Below are 16,369 nucleotides of genomic sequence, written 5' to 3'. Positions count from 1 at the left end.
CTGCCCGGTCCGCTGATCACGATCCTCCGGCAGCATCAGGAGTTCCCGGATCGGGAGCGGCGGGGTGGCGCGGGGTGCGGCCGGGCCGGAGCGGAAGGGCGGGTTCGACGCGATCACGGGGTGGAGCCCGGGAGGACGGCGCGGATGCGCGCTCGGCACAGGCTCGGCACGGGGCTGGTACGCGGCAAGACCGCGCGGCAGACCCAGACGCGCCTCGGGCGCCGACCGAGTCCGACCGCGAGGAGAGCTGAGTCGGAGAGTGGAGCCGGAGAACCGCGAAGGGCCCCACCGCAAGTGGTGGGGCCCTTCAACGTTGTGCCCGGTGAGAGCACTGGCGGAGGATACGAGATTCGAACTCGTGAGGGGTTGCCCCCAACACGCTTTCCAACTCTGCGCGAGTGGGTCCGTGGCTGTTCGGGGGCGTTCAGGGGCTGGGTTCGAACTGTCGCTGACCCGGTTCTGAACGCCCCCGAACGGGCACGGATGAGACTGCGGTTGAGACTACGCGGCTGGGGTGATCAGGCCGTCGTCAAGCCAGAGGGGGGATTGATGCCAGAGCATCGGCCACAGTGGTCATGTCGGTGACCACTGCATCGGCGCCTGCCTCAGCCAGCGTAAGGCCCTTGTGGGGCTTGTTGGCGAAGCCGATGGACATCGCTCCAGCGGTACGAGCAGCTTCGACGTCTGTCACCGAGTCCCCGATGAGGGTGCAGTGATGGGGGTAGATGCGAAGTCGTGCGGCGGCGAGCACCAGCGAGTGGGGGTCGGGCTTCATCAGGTCGGGGTGATAGGCGGCGCGTCCAATGACTTCGTGCACCAGGTGGCGCAGGCCGTGCAGCATCAGGAACGCCCGTACACATGCCGTCGAATTGTTGCTGACGACGGCGACCTTTCGTCCGGACGAGTGCGCCGCTTCGAGGGCGGCGACCGAGCCAGGGACGGGCGGACCCGCGACCTTGACGGCCGACACTTCGGCTTTGGTCAGTGATTCTTCGATTGCCCGGATGACCGGCTCGCCGCCCTGCGTGGCAAGGCGCAGGATCTCCATCGGGTCGTCGACGCCGGCCGCCTTGCCGCCAAGAGCCGCGTCGTGCTGGGCCACGATCTCCGTGAGTTCCCGCGCGACACCAGGGGCGGGCCGACCCGCGAATACATCGCAGATCGGCCCGTCAAAGTCGAACAGGACTCCGCTGGTGGCTCCGACGACCTCGGAGAGCTTGCTATTTCCCATCAGGGTCGAGGTCCCTTCCGATGGTGCTCCACACGCTGTCGAACCACATGCGCGCCTGCTCGACCTGCTGCGCCCCGCTCGATGCCTCACCCTCGTTCACGGAGTAGTGGAAGAGCGTGGCGTCTGCCCCCACCAGGTCGTAGATCTCTACGACCTCCCCCTCCGCGACCACCTTGTTGGGCCGGATGGGGTAGTACCCGAAGAACGCATCTTCCTGATTGACCACGTACAGCTTGAAGAACTGCGTTCCGCTGTGGACGCGCACGCTCACCTTGGTCTCCGGCACCAGTCCCAGGACGCTTAGCTCGTGGATCGAGTTGGCGATGCTGCGGGTGAAGCTGACCATCATGTCGTGCATGCGACGGCGTAGGCGTGGGTCGTCCGCCCCGTCTTCGCGGCGCACGGGCGCGGCGTGCGGGATCGCCATGTCCGGCACCAGGATGCGGATGCTGATGCTCGACGGCGTCAGCCGACCGACGCGGATCTTGTCGATGGGCTCCTGAAGCGCGCTGTGCAGGGTCTCGCTGGAGAACCCAGCGAAGTCGATCGAGACGTCCGTGCTGGCGAATGCCTGCTCGACGTACGGACGGAGACCGGCCGGCCGTTCCGTGCGGTTGCGGACGTACACGCCGCTGCCCTTGCGGGACACGACGAGACCCTCATCTTCCAGATCTCGGAGGGCTCGCTGGATCGTGGCGCGGGCGAATCCGTACAGCTCGGTCAGCGTTTTGTGCGACGGGAGCTTGTCGCCGGGGCCTAGCTTCTTCGTCCGAATGGCGGCGCCAAGACTGCTCGCCACCTGCTCATACGGCGGCCGGTCGTCGTCCGGATCCAGGGGTTCGGGCGTGAAGGTCATGCCCCGATGCTACGTCCTTCCCCCTTGATCAGGACAGCCAGGATAGCCAGGTGTTGACGTGACTAGCCAAGCTGGCTACGTTGTTCTTGCGCCCACCAGGCTAGCCAAGTTGGTCAGGCTGAATGGCGTGGATGGGCCTTCTTTGGCCTGCACAAATGCGAAACCTGCACAGCAATGGGCTCCGCTTCGGCGGGGCCAAGGGGCCCGGGACAGAGCGGGCCGAGGGGCCCGGATCCCTGGTCAACCGGAGGGCTCAGACCGAAAGGTCACGTCTCCATACGCCTGAAACGGGAGCCCGTGTTCCCGAAGGAGACAGCACACGCACTACCTCATCCCGCCGTCTAAGGCGCCCACACGCCCATGAACGGCGCGCGGCCCCGGGGCGCAATCCCGGGGCCGCTGTTTGGGCCGTTCCACTGTGAGAGGAGCACGACCCATGAACCACATCGTCACTGTTCAGGACGCTGTTACCGCGTTCGCCGACTTCATGGAGCCGACGAACGCTGAGCTGGACGCGGTCGAGCAGGAGATGCCCGTGATCCTCGCGGACGTCGAGCTGCTGGACGCGCACATCGTCACCCTCGACCGCACGCCGACCGAGCTGGACGACCGCCGCATCCGCCGGGCCCGCCGCCGCGCGCTGGCCGCGCGGGTCGCGCTGGTCAACCGTGCGGCTGACACGACCCTGCCCGGGGGTGCCGCGTGAGCGCCACCGACCGGAACCTGACCGCTGCGCACGCTGAGGTGAAGGCGGAGATCGCGCGGACGGACACCAAGACGGCGTTGCTGCTGGCGTTCGTCGGCGCGGTGCTCGCCGGATCGTGGACGGTCGCCCGTGACTTGCCGCTGAACGTGCCCGCCATCGTCACCGGCGGTCTCGGTCTGGCGCTGCTGCTCGGTGCGGCTGGTCTGCTGCTGCGGTCGGTGCGCCCGAACCTTGGCGGCCGGCACGGCTTCCCGCTGTGGGCCACCCTCACCGCCGACGAGATCACCAGCGCCGTCGCCTCGGACCTGGCCGCCGACATCGCGGGACTGTCCCGGCTGGCGGTCGCGAAGTTCACGTGCCTGCGCCGCGCGGTGGACCTCACCATGATCGGCGGCGCCCTGCTCATCCTCGCCGCTCTGCTCACGGCTGGAGGTGCGGCATGAACAACCAGACAATGAGCGACCTCGCTGCGCCGCTGCGCTTGCTGCGGCTGCTGGCCACGGACTTCCCCGACCTGCCCGCCATGAACGTGGATGTCTCCACGCTCTTCCCCGACCAGCTTGAGCTGGTGAGCCACGACGGCTTCGGCACGTTCGAGGCGTGGCGCGCGGCGGTCGGCATCCTCCCCGAATCGGTGACATACGCCGAGCAGAGCGAGGGGCAGACGCGGGTTCTGCGCGCGGCCACCGACTACGCCGGCACCCGCCTGAGCCTGATCGCCTACAGCGCGAACCCCGCGCATGAGGACGGTGAGTCGCTGTGATCCGCATCGTCACCCGTGCCCAGCTCGCCGGGCTGCAGCAGGACATCGATCAGGCCCGCGCCCGTACGCGGGAGGTGCAGGAGACCGCGGATCGTGCGTTCGCTGGTCACACCCGCTCCGCTCAGCGCCTGACCGCGCAACTGAAGACCGCACGTCGTGAGGCCGAGGTGGCCCGGGCGGATGCGCTGGACCTCCAGGCGGCCCTGGACAACATCAAGGCCCAGCTCGCCGAGGCACACGACCGGGCAGCCGAGCAGGCCGCCCGGACCGAGGCACTGAGCGCACCGGCCCCGGCGGATGCGTCCATGGCACTGCTGCTCTACTACGGCAAGCCCCACAGCATCCACCCCGACCGGTCGGCCGCCTACGCCTATGCGGCCACCCTGGGGGCACCGTTGAGCGGCTGGGTCCCGGTCGGTGAACGCCCCGCCGCGGAGCTGCGGTGGGTGTGCATGTCGTTCATCTACGACGCCGCCCGCGACCACTTCCGCAGCGTGACCGCCCCCGCGGTGGAGCCGTTGGGGGGTGCGGCGTGAACGGTGTTCAAGTGCGTTCAGCGGAGAAGGCGTTGTCCGCTGGCACGTGGCTGATCGTGGGCGGGTCAATGCTCTTCTCGATCCTGACCGTGACCCCGCTCATGTCCGCCCACACCCCCAAGGCGTGGGCCTGGACAGCACCGATCCTGCCGCTCGTTGTCGACGCCGCGGTCGTCATCGTGGTCCGTCTGGACTCGGTGCTGGCCCGCCTGGGCGGGCACGGAGGCCGGTGGCCCATCGCCCTGCGGTGGATGACCGGCGCCATGACCCTGGCCCTGAACATCGCTGACTCCGCCCTGAACAAAGACCTGGTGGGCGTAGCCGTTCACGCGGTGGCGCCGCTGCTGCTGATCGTCACGGCAGAGACCGGACTCGCCTACCGCCGCGCCATCACCCACGCCGTGACCGCCCTGGAGGACAAGCGGCAGGCCGAGCGCGAGCGCCGGGAAAACGCCGTGCGCGAGCGTGAGGAAGCCGCCCGCCGGGAGCGGGCCGAGGAGCGCGAGCACGCTGCCTCCCTGGCGCGTGAACAGCGTGAGCATGAAGCCCAGCTCACCCGTGAACAGGCCGACCGCGAAGAGCGCCAGCGGCGAGAAGAGCGTGAGCAGGCCGCCGCCCGGGAGCGGGCGGAGCGGGAGGCTCGTGAACGCCGTGAACGCGAGCGTGAACAGCAGCACCGCGAGCGTGAACAGCGTGAACGCCAAGCCGCCGAAGAGGCAGCGCGTGAGCGTCGCGAGCGGGCCGAGGCCCGTGAGCGTGAACAGCGCGAGCGCGAGGAGCAGGCCGAGCGTGAACGCTCCGCGCTCCTGGCCCGCGGCCCGGCCCAGGAGAAGCTGCCCGAGGACGAAGCCCGCACCCTGATCGCCGCGGCGTTCGCCGCAGGCCTGCCGGTGCGTGCCGCCTCCGAACTGTGCGGCTGGTCGGTCGGCTGGGTCTCCACCCGCTACGCCGAGCAGCGCCAGCCGGACGACGCCGGCCGCGCTGACCTCGCCATCGCCACCTCGTGATGGGCAGGCCCAGCCGCGAACCCTGCGGCCTGCCCACCTACCCCTGGCGCCTGGCCCCGGAGGGCCTGGCCACCCGCCGCCAACTGCGCGCACGCGGTTTGCGGCCCGGGGGTCAGTGCGTGGCCGCGACGCTCGAAGGGCCACGCCGCCGCCGGGGGCCGCTGGTCGCCTACCTCTACCGCGTCGACCTGGCCAAGCCGGTACGGCCGATGACGCCGGGCCGTTGGGCGGCGCTGGCCGCTGCGAACCGGGCCCGCCGCGTCTGCCCCGGCTGTCGCCGGGATGCGGGCTACGTCATCCCCACCTCGCTGGGCACCTGCGTGCCCTGCGCCTACCCCGACCCAGATGGGTCTGAAGGGAACACCTCGCATGGGTAACTCCGACCTGCGCCGCCTGGACCGCGAGATCCAGGCGACCACGAAGAAGCTGGAAGCGGTCCGCCGGGGCGAGTCGTGGCCGCTGAACGGCCGTGAGCGCCGGGCCATGGCCCGCGCCCTGGCCGGCGGATCCTACCGGGCCGCCCGGGGCCGCAGCACGGGCCGTGCGGAGGAGCAGGTCGACGCCACGGGCAGCGCTGCCGAGATGCGGCTGAGCGCGGAGTTGACCGCGCTGCACGGCGAGCGTCAGCGGCTCATCACCGAGGCTGCCCGCGACAAGGCCAAGAGGAAGTCGTCCGGCTGGTTCTGACCAGCCCCTTTCGGTGCCGGGGTGGCCGCCTCTTTCCACGGACACGGCCACCCCGACCCTCTCCTTCACTCCCGCCCCTGCTGGGGCAGTCAGGAGCACGTTCAGCATGTCTGAGAACGTCGTTCACCTCCACAAGCCCACCGACCCTCCGACCGACGACACGGCCCCGATGGTGCTGACCGTCGTGCCCGACCCGGCCCCGGCGGCGCCCGTGCCGCTGTGGGTGCGCTCCGGCCGCGCCGTGAAGAGCGCCGCCACGCACGAGACGACCCGGGCGACGGTCCGCGCGGCGGCCCGGCACAGCCTCTACACCCTCAACGGCGGCCGGATCGTGGCCCGCCGCGCCTGGGACGGCCGCACCGGGTCCCGGTACGAGCGGATGATCCGTGCCGCTGAGGCCGCGGGGAACCTGGAAGCGGCCGAGGAGTGGGAGGAGCGGCTGCAGCGCTTCCGCGCCGCCCGGCACCACCGCCGCATGGACCTTCTCCACTCCCCGGCAGAGGCCGCCAAGGGCGTAGCCGTCGGCGCCGGCATGAGCATCGGTGTCCTGGTCGCCCTCGGCGTCGTCATGGCCCTCAACACGGGGCACGTCGGCGACGTGATCACGCCCCTGTCGGCGACCATCGACTTCATCGCGCTGCTGATCCGGATCGTTCAGGTCGTGTGGGGTCCGGCGCTGGCGATCGGGCCGTTCCTGGCCTTGCTAGCCCTGTGGTCGGTGGGCCGTAAGCAGCACGCCGCCCCGGCCTGGGCACTGCCCGCCAACGTCCGGTCGGATGAGGGTGAGCCGATCACCCCGTCCATCGTGGTCAAGGCCCTGCGCGACCTCGGCGTCCCTGCCCTGGCGCGCGCCATCAAGGAGATGGGCGACGCCGGCGCGTCCATGCTGGGGCCGATCCGGATCGCCGGATGCGGCGTGGAAGTCGACGTGACCCTTCCCTCCGGGGTGTCGACCAACGAGGTGCAGGGCAAGCGCCGCAAGCTCGCCGAGAACCTGACCCGGCACGAGCACGAAGTGTTCATCACCATCCCCCAGGCCGCCCGCACGGTCCGGCTGTGGGTGGCCGACTCGGGGGCGCTGGACGAGCCGATCGGCCCGTCGCCGCTGGTCACCGACGACACGATGACCGCCGACTACGCCAAGGGCCGCGCCCCCTGGGGTCAGGACCTCCGCGGGGACGCTGCCGCGCTGAGCCTCTACCAGCGCCACCTGCTCATCACGGGTCTGTCGAACCAGGGCAAGACCGTTGCCCTTCGCTCCCTGGCCCTGTGGCTCGCCCTGGACAAGTCGGTGCAGTTCCTCATGGGCGACCTCAAGGGCGTGGGCGACTGGGCCATGTTCGACGGGCTCGCCACGACCCTGATCCAGGGCCCGACGGATGAGCACGTGATCCAGGTGACCGAGATGGTCGAGGGCGCGGTGGACGAGATGAACCGCCGCATCCAGGCGCCGCCCGGCACCGTGTTCCCGCCGCTGATCGTGCTGGTCGACGAAGCACAGGTGGCGTTCATGTGCCCCGCCAAGGACGCCGACAAGCGCCCCTACGGCGGGTCCAAGGCCAACTCCCGGTACTTCATGGCTGTCCGCAAGATCCACAACCAGGGTCGGGCCGTGAACGTCCTGATGTGGCAGGGCACCCAGGACCCGACCAACGAGAACCTGCCCAAGCTGGTCCGCGAGGGCGCCCACACCCGCGCCTCCCTTGCCCTGGGCACCGAATCCCAGGCCCGCATGGCCCTGGGAGACAAGGCCGTTGACGGCGGCGCGGCGCCGAACCTGCTGCGTCCGGGCCTGGACCGGGGCACCCTGGTCGTCGCCTCCGACGGCATCACGATCCCGGCCGGACAGTCGTCCATCACCGTGCGCACGCACTACATCGACGACGACGCCGCCGAAGCCATCACCGACCGGGCCAAGGCCCTGCGCGACGGCGTCACCACTCTGCACGCCATCGAGCGGGAAGAAGAGCACGACCCGCTCGCCGACATCGCCGCAGTCGTCGGCGACGCGACCCGCGTGCGCACGAAGGACGTGCTGGCGCGGCTCGCGACGCGGAACGCGGACGCCTACGGCGGCTGGTCGTTCATCGACCTCAAGAGCGTCCTGGACGACGCCGGCGCGGAGCCGTACAAGTCCGACGGAGTGATGGTCGTCGCCCGCGACCGGGTCACCCGCGCCCTCGCCGACCGCGACACGAACGGTTCCGCTTCCGCCGACGGATGACAGGGATCCGAACCCCGAGGGGTCAGGGAGGCAGGGAGAACTCCCTGAACGCCTCCCTGACCCGCCTCCCTGGCCCTGACCTGCATAAATGATCGTTCAGGGAGGCAGGGAGGCACGCAGGTCAGACCCCCAAACACCCCTCCACACGGCACCCCGAAGGGGGTGCCACTGCCTCCCTGACCATGCACCGGAAGGGATTCCGCATGTACCCCGACCACACCCACCACCCACCCGTGCAGCGGGCCGTGGAAGTTCACCAGCCCACCCCGTACCCGCCCGCCGTCGCCGCTCCGGCGCCGGTCGTGTCGGTGCAGCCCGGCAGCGTTCCGGCGGTGGCGAGCATCGTCCTGCCCGACGGCCGTGTCGTCACCGGCTATGCCGTCGACCCGGCGCAGCCTGAGCCGGTGGCAGTCCCGCCGGCTGTGTCCCGTACGGCCGTGAACGTCGCTCTCGGGGGCGTCGGGTTCCTCGCGGTGTGCGGCGGGCTGCTCCTGTTCACCTCGTTCATCGCCGCGCTCACCGCGTTCATCACCCAGCTCATCGTCCTGGCAGCCGTGATTTTCGGCGGATGGATCGCCGTGCAGGTCTTCAGCGCGAGCGGCCACCAGGGTGGCACCACCGTGAACATCCGCAAGGCCGTGATCAAGCGCAACCACTTCCACGGCTAGCTACGCCAAGGGCGGCCCCCTCGTCTCGCCAAAGTCGCGGGGCCGCCCTTGTCCAACCGTCCTCAACAGACCTGTTGGAGGTCTCCCAGCATGACCCAACCCACCGACATCCGGCGAGTAGCCCTCGCCTTGGCCGCCGTCAACGTGCCGGTCTTGCCCCTGCGGGAAGGCAAGCTACCGTTCGGAAACTGCCGAGCCTGCACGAAGAGCGCGTGCGGGGACCGGCCGAACATGAAAGCCGCCGGCCCCTGCCAGTGCCCCCGGCCGTGTCACGCCTGGGCCGCAGCCAGCACTGACCCCCGGGTCCTCACCTCGCCGACATGGGCATCCGCGTGGCGTGAGGCGACGGCCGTCGCTTACCACCCCGGCGGGGCGGGGCTGACTGTGGTCGACCTGGACGACGCGGCAGCCGTCGCATGGGCTCGCGAGGCACTGCCCGCCACGCGGACCGTGCCGACGACGCGGGGCGAGCACTGGATCTACCGGGGTGCGATGCAGTCCGCGAACGGTGTGCGGCCCGGCGTCGACATCAAGTCGCTCATGTCCTACGCGCGGTGGCTCGGTCCCGGAACCGGCACCATGACCGCCCTGCCGGACGCCGTGCGTGCGCTGGCCGTGAAGAAGCCCTCCACGGTCCGGTCTGCACGGCCAGTCGCCACCGTGCCCGCGCTCGCCGGGGGCGGGGAGTGCCGCCACCGCACGCCCGCCTACCTGGACCGTGGCATCACCATGGCAGAGCAACGCATCACCGAGGCGCGTAGTGCGGTCCACACGACCGTGTATCGGACGTTCCTGGCCGTGCTGTCCACGCACGGCAGGTGCGGCTGCCTCACCGATGCCCACGTCACGCGGCTGTTCACCGCCGCGCAGGCCAAGGGCGAATCGCCCCGGCACTGCACCGACGCGTGGACCAACGCCCGCACCGCACTGGGGATGTGAGCCGTGTCCGAGGACGAGAAGACGCCGGCCCGCCAGATCATCACCGACTACGCACAGGCGCACTTCCGGTACTTCCGCACCATCGACGGCACCGTGTACGCGCAGAAGAACGGCCACCCTGTGGCCCGCCCGATCCGCTCCCAGGGCACGACTGGAAGCCACCGTCAGGAACTCATGGTCGGCCTGTTCAGGGACGGGGTCGGCGTGTTCAACGGCACGGCACTCAAGGAGGCGTTGGACTTGATCGAAGCACTCGCGCTGACCGAGGACGTACAGCCCACCCACATCCGCGTGGCACCCGGGTTCGACGGTGCGACCTGGCTCGACCTGGGCCGCGACGACGGCAAGTCCGTCCGCATCCACCCCACCGGCTGGGACATTCGCACCCCCGACCCGCAGGAAGTCTGCTGGCGACGCACCCAGCTCACCGGCGAACTCCCCCTGCCCGAAAAGGACACCAACGGCAAGGGCATCGACCAACTGCTCCGCCTGTGCAACTTCGCCAACGCCGAAACCGAGTGCCTGGCCATCGCCTGGCTGATCGGCTGCCTGGAGCCGTCCGTCCCCGTCCCCGCCCCCTTCCTCACCGGCCCCCAAGGCGCGGGCAAGTCCACCGGCGGCCGGATGCTGGTGCGGATCATCGAGGGCATGAGCGGCGACCTGCGCCGGGCTCCCAAGGACGAAGAGAACATGATCACGGCCGTCGCCGCCGGATGGGTCACCGCCCTGGACAACCTCTCCCACCTGCCTCCGGACCTGTCCGACCTCATGTGCTGCATCGTGACCGGCGCTGAGAGCATCAAGCGCGCTCTTTTCACCGACGGCGACGTCGTCCGCTCCCGTTACCGGCGCCCGATGCTCCTGACCGGCATCGATGTCGGCGTCATCCGGCCCGACCTCGCCGAACGCCTCCTGCCGCTCCGTCTCGTGCGGCCCCGGGTGCGGCGAACCGAGGCAGAGCTGTGGACGGAGTACGCGGAGATCCTGCCGATCGTGCTCGGTTCCCTGCTGGACCTGACGGTCAAGGTGCGTGCCGCTCAGGCTGACACTCCCACCGACCTGCGGATGGCAGACTTCGCCCACCTGTGCGCGCAGCTCGACACGGCTACCGGCTTCGGCTCGCTGGCCGCGTACCGGGCCAGCCTCGATGACCTCAACGACGACGTCATCGAAGGTGACCTGCTGGCGCAGACGGTTCTGAACCACGCGGCTGGCCTCGACGCGGGTACGGAAGTCCGTATGACGTCCTCGGAGTGGCTGCACTGCCTCACAAGCCTCTACAGCGGCGAGGAGTGCCGTCCCCTGCCCAAGGGCTGGCCCACCACCGGCAAGGTCCTCTCCGACCGCCTCAAGCGGCTACAGCCGACCCTCGCCGCACGTGGCGTCCTCATCGACTGGGGCCGCACCAGCGCCGCCCGCTACATCGAGATGACCCGCCCCGCGACGCTGTCCCCACACCAGCAGGAAGCGGCGTTCTGACCGCCACCGTCACGGCGCCACACTGAACAAGCAAGAGGAGCACCCCGCGCCCGCCCGGTGCTCCTCTTGCTTTCCGGCGGCTTGCCGCCGCTGCACAAGACGTGCCGCGAAGCGGCTCCTTCTTCACGTCCTGAGCCGCGCCGCACCACCACAGACACCACCCCTCTTTTTCCTAAGAGAAGAGATCCTGCGTCACCCACGTCACCAGCCACCCGAACGCGGTCCCTGACCAGCGGTGACAGCGGTGACGCAGACGGCAAAACCTGCGTCATCCCGCGTCACCCGCGTCACGGGTGACAGAACTTCGCCCCGCGCCGTGACACGCCCCGAGCTGCCCGCGTCACCGCATAGCCGCAGTTCAGAGCCATAAATGACGTGCGTGACGCGATGACGCAGAAATCCGCTCCTCGGACAGCACAGACCACGACACCTGAGATTCCGCCGTCATCCCCGGACTCCGCCCAGGAGGTTGATCCGTGACGACCACCGCAGCGTTCGTGTCGGACGCCGAAACCGAGTTCGACCCGACACTCCTCGCGCTCACGGTCGAGGAGGCGGCCCGCCGCCTCTGCGTCGGGCGCACCACGATGTACGCCCTCATTCGCGACGGAGCAGTGGAGACCGTGCCCATTGGTCGCCTCCGCCGCGTTCCCGTCAAGGCCATCAGCGCCTATCTCGACGCCCACATGCATTCCCGCCCCAAGTCCGCAGCCGCATAAGGAGAATCATGGGAAAGCGAGCTAAACGCCCTGATGGGGCATCGTCCATCTACTTCGGCAAGGACGGCTATTGGCACGGGCGGGTCACCGTCGGCGTCCGGGACGACGGCCGGCCCGATCGTCGCCACGTCATGAGCAAGGTCAGCGAAGCGGAAGTGATCAGGAAGGTCCGTGAGCTGGAGAAGCAGCGCGATGCGGGGAAGGTCCGGAAGCCGGGGCGACCGTGGACTGTGAAGGCGTGGCTCCTCCACTGGGTGGAGGAGATCGCGAAACCGTCGGTGCGAGAGAACACGTACGCCGGATACGAGGTGGCCGTCAGGGTGCACCTGGTCCCCGGCGTCGGTGCGCACCGGCTGGACAAGCTGGAGCCGGAGCACCTGGAGCGCTTCTACACGAAGATGCTGGCCAACGGCAGCAAGCCCGCCACCGCGCACCAGGCTCACCGCACAATCCGCACGGCGCTCAACCACGCCATGCGGCGCGGCCACGTCACCCGCAACGTCGCCATGCTCGCTGTCCCGCCCCGGATCGAGGACGAAGAGGTCGAGCCGTACGACATCGAGGAGGTTCAGCGACTCCTCGCCGAAGCGGCCAAGCTCCGGAACAGCGCCCGCTGGTCCATCGCTCTCGCCCTGGGGCTGAGGCAAGGGGAGGCCCTGGGCCTGCACTGGTCGGACGTGGATCTGAATGCGGGCATCTTGCGGGTGCGGAAGAACCGGCTTCGCCCGAAGTACCTCCACGGCTGTGGAGGCGAGTGCGGACGGAAGCCCGGCTACTGCAAGCAGCGGGTCAGGAAGAACGAGGACACGGCGAACACGAAGTCGCGTGCCGGCCGCCGGGTGATCGGGGTACCCGACGAACTGGCTCGGCTTCTGGAGCTGCACCGGCAGGAGCAAGAGCGCGAGCGAGTGCGGGCCGCTCAGGAGTGGCATGAGACGGGCTTCGTCTTCACCTCGCCCACCGGACAGCCCTTGATGCCCAGCACCGACTACGACGTATGGAAGCAGTTGCTCACGGACGCGAAGGTGCGCGACGGCCGGTTGCACGATGCTCGGCACACCGCCGCAACGGTGTTGCTCATTCTCGGCGTCCCGGAGCGCGTAGTGATGCAGATCATGGGCTGGTCCTCCACGGCGATGGCGGCTCGCTACCAGCACGTGACCGGAGGAATCCTGGCCGACGTGGCGCAGCGGGTCGGCGGTCTCATCTGGGAGGTGGCGAAGGCCGCCGACGACGACGGTCCGGAGGGCTCCGCCGAAGCGCGTTGAGACTGTAGATGAGACTACGAACCGCGAAGGGCCCCACCGCAAGCGGTGGGGCCCTTCAACGTTGTGCCCGGTGAGAGCACTGGCGGAGGATACGAGATTCGAACTCGTGAGGGGTTGCCCCCAACACGCTTTCCAAGCGTGCGCCCTAGGCCACTAGGCGAATCCTCCGCCGCAAACAATACAAGACGTTGAGGAGTGCTCGCGACCATGATCCTGAGGAGGGGGCGCGAGAGGTGGGTGAGGGGGCGGAGCGGGCGCGGGGTGGGGTGCGGGTTCGTTTCCCGGGCGGGGGATCCGCTACTGTGGTGCGCAGCCCCTCACGTGGCGCTATCTGACTGAACTCCCCCAGGGCCGGAAGGCAGCAAGGGTAGGTCGGCTCTGGCGGGTGCGTGGGGGGCGCTTGCGTTTACGGGGCCCCTCGGTTGTCAGTGCGGCCCGATATCGTCGTATGCGTGTCGTCCCTTGCGCTGTACCGCCGCTACCGCCCCGAGACCTTCGCCGAGGTCATCGGGCAAGAGCACGTGACCGATCCGCTGCAGCAGGCACTGCGGAACAACCGGGTCAATCACGCCTATTTGTTCAGTGGGCCGCGAGGTTGTGGCAAGACGACCAGCGCGCGGATCCTGGCGCGCTGCCTCAACTGTGAGGAAGGTCCCACCCCCGCGCCCTGCGGGAAGTGCCAGTCCTGTCTGGACCTGGCCAGGAACGGCCGGGGCTCGATCGATGTGATCGAGATCGACGCGGCATCGCACGGTGGCGTGGACGACGCCCGTGAGCTGCGCGAGAAGGCGTTCTTCGGGCCCGCCAGCAGCCGGTACAAGATCTACATCATCGATGAGGCGCACATGGTGACCTCGGCGGGCTTCAACGCCTTGCTGAAGGTCGTCGAGGAGCCGCCGGAGCATCTGAAGTTCATCTTCGCGACGACCGAGCCCGAGAAGGTCATCGGGACGATCCGCTCGCGTACGCATCACTACCCGTTCCGGCTGGTGCCCCCGGGGACCCTGCGGGAGTACCTGGCCGAGGTGTGCGGGCGGGAGGACAGCCCGGTCGAGGACGGGGTGCTGCCGCTGGTGGTGCGCGCCGGGGCCGGGTCGGTGCGTGACTCGATGTCCGTGATGGACCAGCTGCTCGCCGGCGCGGGCGCGGGCGGTGTGACGTATGCCATGGCGACGGCATTGCTGGGGTACACCGACGGATCGCTGCTGGATTCGATCGTGGAGGCGTTCGCCGCGGGGGACGGCGCGGCGGCCTTCGAGGTCGTGGACCGGGTCATCGAGGGCGGCAACGACCCGCGGCGCTTCGTCGCGGACCTGCTGGAGCGGCTGCGGGACCTGGTGATCCTGGCGGCCGTGCCGGACGCGGGGGAGAAGGGGCTGATCGACGCCCCGGCGGATGTGGTGGAGCGGATGACGGCGCAGGCGTCCGTCTTCGGGGCGGCCGAGCTGAGCCGGGCCGCCGACCTGGTCAATACGGGGCTGACGGAGATGCGCGGGGCAACCTCGCCGCGGCTGCAGCTGGAGCTGATCTGTGCGCGGGTGCTGCTGCCCGCGGCGTACGACGACGAGCGGTCGGTGCAGGCCCGGCTCGACCGTCTGGAGCGCGGCGCGGCCGCGGCGCCGCCGGCCGGCGGCGGGGCCGGTGGCATGAGCGGCGGTGCGGGTTCCGGGGGAGGCCCCGTGGCCGGGCCGGCGCCCGTGGTGGCGTCCGGCGGCATGCCCGCGGCCGGATATGTACCGGGGCCGGAGGCTCATCCGGCGATGCCTGCGGCCGGGTCGTCCGGACCGGCAGGACCGTCCGGGCCTGCCGCTGCGCGTGCCGCGGTGCGGGGCGCGGCGAGCGGCGGTGCGGGCGGCGGCGGTCCGGCGGGCGGTGCGGGGGCTCCCCCCGCTCAGGCTCCGTCCGCGCCGGCTCCGGCTGCCCCGGCGGCTCCCGCTCCCGGTGCGCCGACGGCCGGTGCGGCGGCGTCCGGCGGAGAGCAGCAGTGGGGTGGCGGCGGAGGCGTGGCGGCGCCACAGGGCGGCCCGGCGGCCGCTTCGCAGGCCGGGGCTCAGGGCGAGGCGCAGGGCGGTGGTGGTGAAGGCGCGGCCGCGCGCCCCGGAGCCTGGCCCGGTAGCCCGGGCCGGGGCAATGGCGGCGGCGGAACCGCTGGCGGCGGCGGAGCCACCGGGGGCGGCAATGGCCCCGGCGGCGGGCGCCAGCCCGGTGGGTGGCCCACGGCCGTGGCGCCGGGGCAGGGGGGCCAGGCGCCGCAGGGCGGGGCACCCACTCCTTCGCCGTCGCCGTCGCCGTCGCCGTCGCCTTCGCCCGAGCCGGCGGCCGGTCCGCCCGCGCCCGTATCCCAGCAGCCGCAGGCCGGGGCGGCCCCGGGGGCGGCGCAGGGTGCCGCTCAGGTGCGGCAGATGTGGCCGGACATCCTGGAGGCGGTGAAGGACCGCCGGCGTTTCACGTGGATCCTGCTGAGCCAGAACGCCCAGGTCTCCGGCTTCGACGGCACGACGCTCCAGATCGGCTTCCCCAATGCCGGTGCCCGCGACAGCTTCGCCAACGGTGGAAGCGAGGATGTCCTCAAGGACGTGCTGGCCGAGCGGTTCCAGGTGCAGTGGCGGGTCGAGGCGATCGTCGACCCGTCGGGCGGGGCCAACCCGCCGGCCGGCGGCGCTCCCCGTAGTGGCGGTGGCGGCTTCGGCGGCGGGAGCGGTGGCTTCGGTGGCGGAGCGCCTGCCGCGCCACAGCAGGGCGGTCCGCAGTCCCCGCCCCAGCAGAGCGGCCCGTCGGCGCCCTCGTCGTCCGGGAGCCAGTACGGGCAGGGCGGCGGCGCGGCCGGCGGTGCCGGCGGCAGCGGCGGTGCCGGCGGCAGCCAGGGCGCGCGGTTGGCGCGGGAGGCCGTCTCCCCGTCGGCGTCCGCGGGCGGCGGGCAGTCGGCGCCCGGGGCGGAGGCTTCGTACTCGCCGCCGGAGCCCCCGCCGACGTCGATCGAGTACGACATGCCGGCCGAGGACGATCCCGACCTCGTCGACTCCGCCCTCAGCGGCCACGACCTGATCGTGCGCGAACTCGGCGCGACCGTGGTGGAAGAGTTCAACAACGAGTAGAAGAGCGACGGGAAGAACGAGCAGAAGAACAACGAGGAGCAGGCGGCTTCCACAACGAGTGGACGACGTGCACGATGCGTAGCTGACGCATCAGCACCGCGTAGGCAGCGCGCCGGTGCGCGGGCAAGTCCGGGGCTCGGGGCCGGAGAACGCGTAAGCGGGCGTACACCAGGCGTACACCCGTGCTCCTC

The 16,369-nt window shown here is 70.5% G+C and carries 16 protein-coding genes, 1 tRNA gene and 1 other RNA gene; 15 read left to right on the top strand and 3 right to left on the bottom strand.

Annotated features, from left to right (window positions below; genetic code table 11):
• Window positions 1–529: 529 nt before the first annotated feature.
• The gene (locus ACGFR7_RS14900) at window positions 530–1,231 is read right to left on the bottom strand and encodes an HAD family hydrolase (protein WP_393318142.1); all 702 of its coding nucleotides are present in this window, start codon (window positions 1,229–1,231) and stop codon (window positions 530–532) included.
• Window positions 1,221–2,087 carry a GntR family transcriptional regulator gene (locus tag ACGFR7_RS14895; protein WP_393318139.1) on the bottom strand — a complete coding sequence of 289 codons (867 nt, stop codon included), beginning with the start codon at window positions 2,085–2,087 and terminating at the stop codon, window positions 1,221–1,223. Before ACGFR7_RS14895 ends, ACGFR7_RS14900 begins: the two co-directional genes overlap by 11 nt.
• Window positions 2,088–2,523: 436 nt before the next feature.
• Here ACGFR7_RS14895 and ACGFR7_RS14890 point away from each other — a divergent pair, with 436 nt between their 5' ends.
• From ACGFR7_RS14890 to ACGFR7_RS14830, 13 genes are all read left to right on the top strand, one after another.
• Window positions 2,524–2,793: a DUF6284 family protein gene (locus ACGFR7_RS14890; RefSeq protein WP_393318136.1), complete on the top strand. Its 270-nt coding sequence runs from the start codon at window positions 2,524–2,526 to the stop codon at window positions 2,791–2,793.
• The gene (locus ACGFR7_RS14885) at window positions 2,790–3,236 is read left to right on the top strand and encodes a Pycsar system effector family protein (protein ID WP_393318133.1); all 447 of its coding nucleotides are present in this window, start codon (window positions 2,790–2,792) and stop codon (window positions 3,234–3,236) included. The genes ACGFR7_RS14890 and ACGFR7_RS14885 overlap by 4 nt, the downstream gene beginning before the upstream one ends.
• Entirely contained in the window at window positions 3,233–3,556 is a 324-nt protein-coding gene (locus tag ACGFR7_RS14880; RefSeq protein ID WP_393318130.1) for a hypothetical protein, read from the top strand. The genes ACGFR7_RS14885 and ACGFR7_RS14880 overlap by 4 nt, the downstream gene beginning before the upstream one ends.
• Window positions 3,553–4,092 carry a hypothetical protein gene (locus ACGFR7_RS14875; protein ID WP_393318127.1) on the top strand — a complete coding sequence of 180 codons (540 nt, stop codon included), beginning with the start codon at window positions 3,553–3,555 and terminating at the stop codon, window positions 4,090–4,092. Before ACGFR7_RS14880 ends, ACGFR7_RS14875 begins: the two co-directional genes overlap by 4 nt.
• Window positions 4,089–5,099: a DUF2637 domain-containing protein gene (locus tag ACGFR7_RS14870; protein WP_393318124.1), complete on the top strand. Its 1,011-nt coding sequence runs from the start codon at window positions 4,089–4,091 to the stop codon at window positions 5,097–5,099. The genes ACGFR7_RS14875 and ACGFR7_RS14870 overlap by 4 nt, the downstream gene beginning before the upstream one ends.
• Window positions 5,099–5,476, top strand: coding sequence for an RRQRL motif-containing zinc-binding protein (locus ACGFR7_RS14865; protein ID WP_393318121.1), 378 nt, complete (start codon window positions 5,099–5,101; stop codon window positions 5,474–5,476). The genes ACGFR7_RS14870 and ACGFR7_RS14865 overlap by 1 nt, the downstream gene beginning before the upstream one ends.
• Window positions 5,469–5,786, top strand: coding sequence for a hypothetical protein (locus ACGFR7_RS14860; protein WP_393318118.1), 318 nt, complete (start codon window positions 5,469–5,471; stop codon window positions 5,784–5,786). The genes ACGFR7_RS14865 and ACGFR7_RS14860 overlap by 8 nt, the downstream gene beginning before the upstream one ends.
• 106 nt (window positions 5,787–5,892) lie before the next feature.
• A complete protein-coding gene (locus tag ACGFR7_RS14855) occupies window positions 5,893–8,010 on the top strand; it encodes an FtsK/SpoIIIE domain-containing protein (RefSeq protein ID WP_393318115.1) in 2,118 nt (705 codons plus the stop codon).
• Window positions 8,011–8,213: 203 nt separating this feature from the next.
• Entirely contained in the window at window positions 8,214–8,678 is a 465-nt protein-coding gene (locus ACGFR7_RS14850; RefSeq protein ID WP_393318112.1) for a hypothetical protein, read from the top strand.
• Window positions 8,679–8,768: 90 nt separating this feature from the next.
• A complete protein-coding gene (locus ACGFR7_RS14845) occupies window positions 8,769–9,617 on the top strand; it encodes a DNA primase (protein WP_393318109.1) in 849 nt (282 codons plus the stop codon).
• A gap of 3 nt (window positions 9,618–9,620) precedes the next feature.
• Entirely contained in the window at window positions 9,621–11,096 is a 1,476-nt protein-coding gene (locus ACGFR7_RS14840) for an ATP-binding protein (protein ID WP_393318106.1), read from the top strand.
• Window positions 11,097–11,572: 476 nt separating this feature from the next.
• The gene (locus tag ACGFR7_RS14835; RefSeq protein ID WP_393318103.1) at window positions 11,573–11,815 is read left to right on the top strand and encodes a helix-turn-helix domain-containing protein; all 243 of its coding nucleotides are present in this window, start codon (window positions 11,573–11,575) and stop codon (window positions 11,813–11,815) included.
• A gap of 8 nt (window positions 11,816–11,823) precedes the next feature.
• The gene (locus ACGFR7_RS14830; protein ID WP_393318100.1) at window positions 11,824–13,083 is read left to right on the top strand and encodes a tyrosine-type recombinase/integrase; all 1,260 of its coding nucleotides are present in this window, start codon (window positions 11,824–11,826) and stop codon (window positions 13,081–13,083) included.
• 80 nt (window positions 13,084–13,163) lie between these two features.
• Here ACGFR7_RS14830 and ACGFR7_RS14825 read toward each other — a convergent pair.
• Window positions 13,164–13,251 (bottom strand) — tRNA-Ser (locus ACGFR7_RS14825).
• Window positions 13,252–13,391: 140 nt separating this feature from the next.
• On the opposite strand from ACGFR7_RS14825, the gene ffs reads away from it, so the two are divergent.
• An RNA gene (ffs, locus tag ACGFR7_RS14820) (signal recognition particle sRNA small type) lies at window positions 13,392–13,490 on the top strand.
• A gap of 45 nt (window positions 13,491–13,535) precedes the next feature.
• Window positions 13,536–16,178, top strand: a complete 2,643-nt coding sequence (locus ACGFR7_RS14815) for a DNA polymerase III subunit gamma and tau (protein WP_393318098.1) — start codon at window positions 13,536–13,538, stop codon at window positions 16,176–16,178.
• Window positions 16,179–16,369 lie beyond the last annotated feature (191 nt).

Source organism: Streptomyces sp. NPDC048516 (assembly GCF_043199875.1).
In the GTDB taxonomy this organism is placed as follows: Bacteria; Actinomycetota; Actinomycetes; order Streptomycetales; family Streptomycetaceae; genus Streptomyces.
The sequence above is the reverse complement of the archived record's forward strand: the minus strand, read 5'-3'. Positions and strand labels throughout refer to the sequence as shown.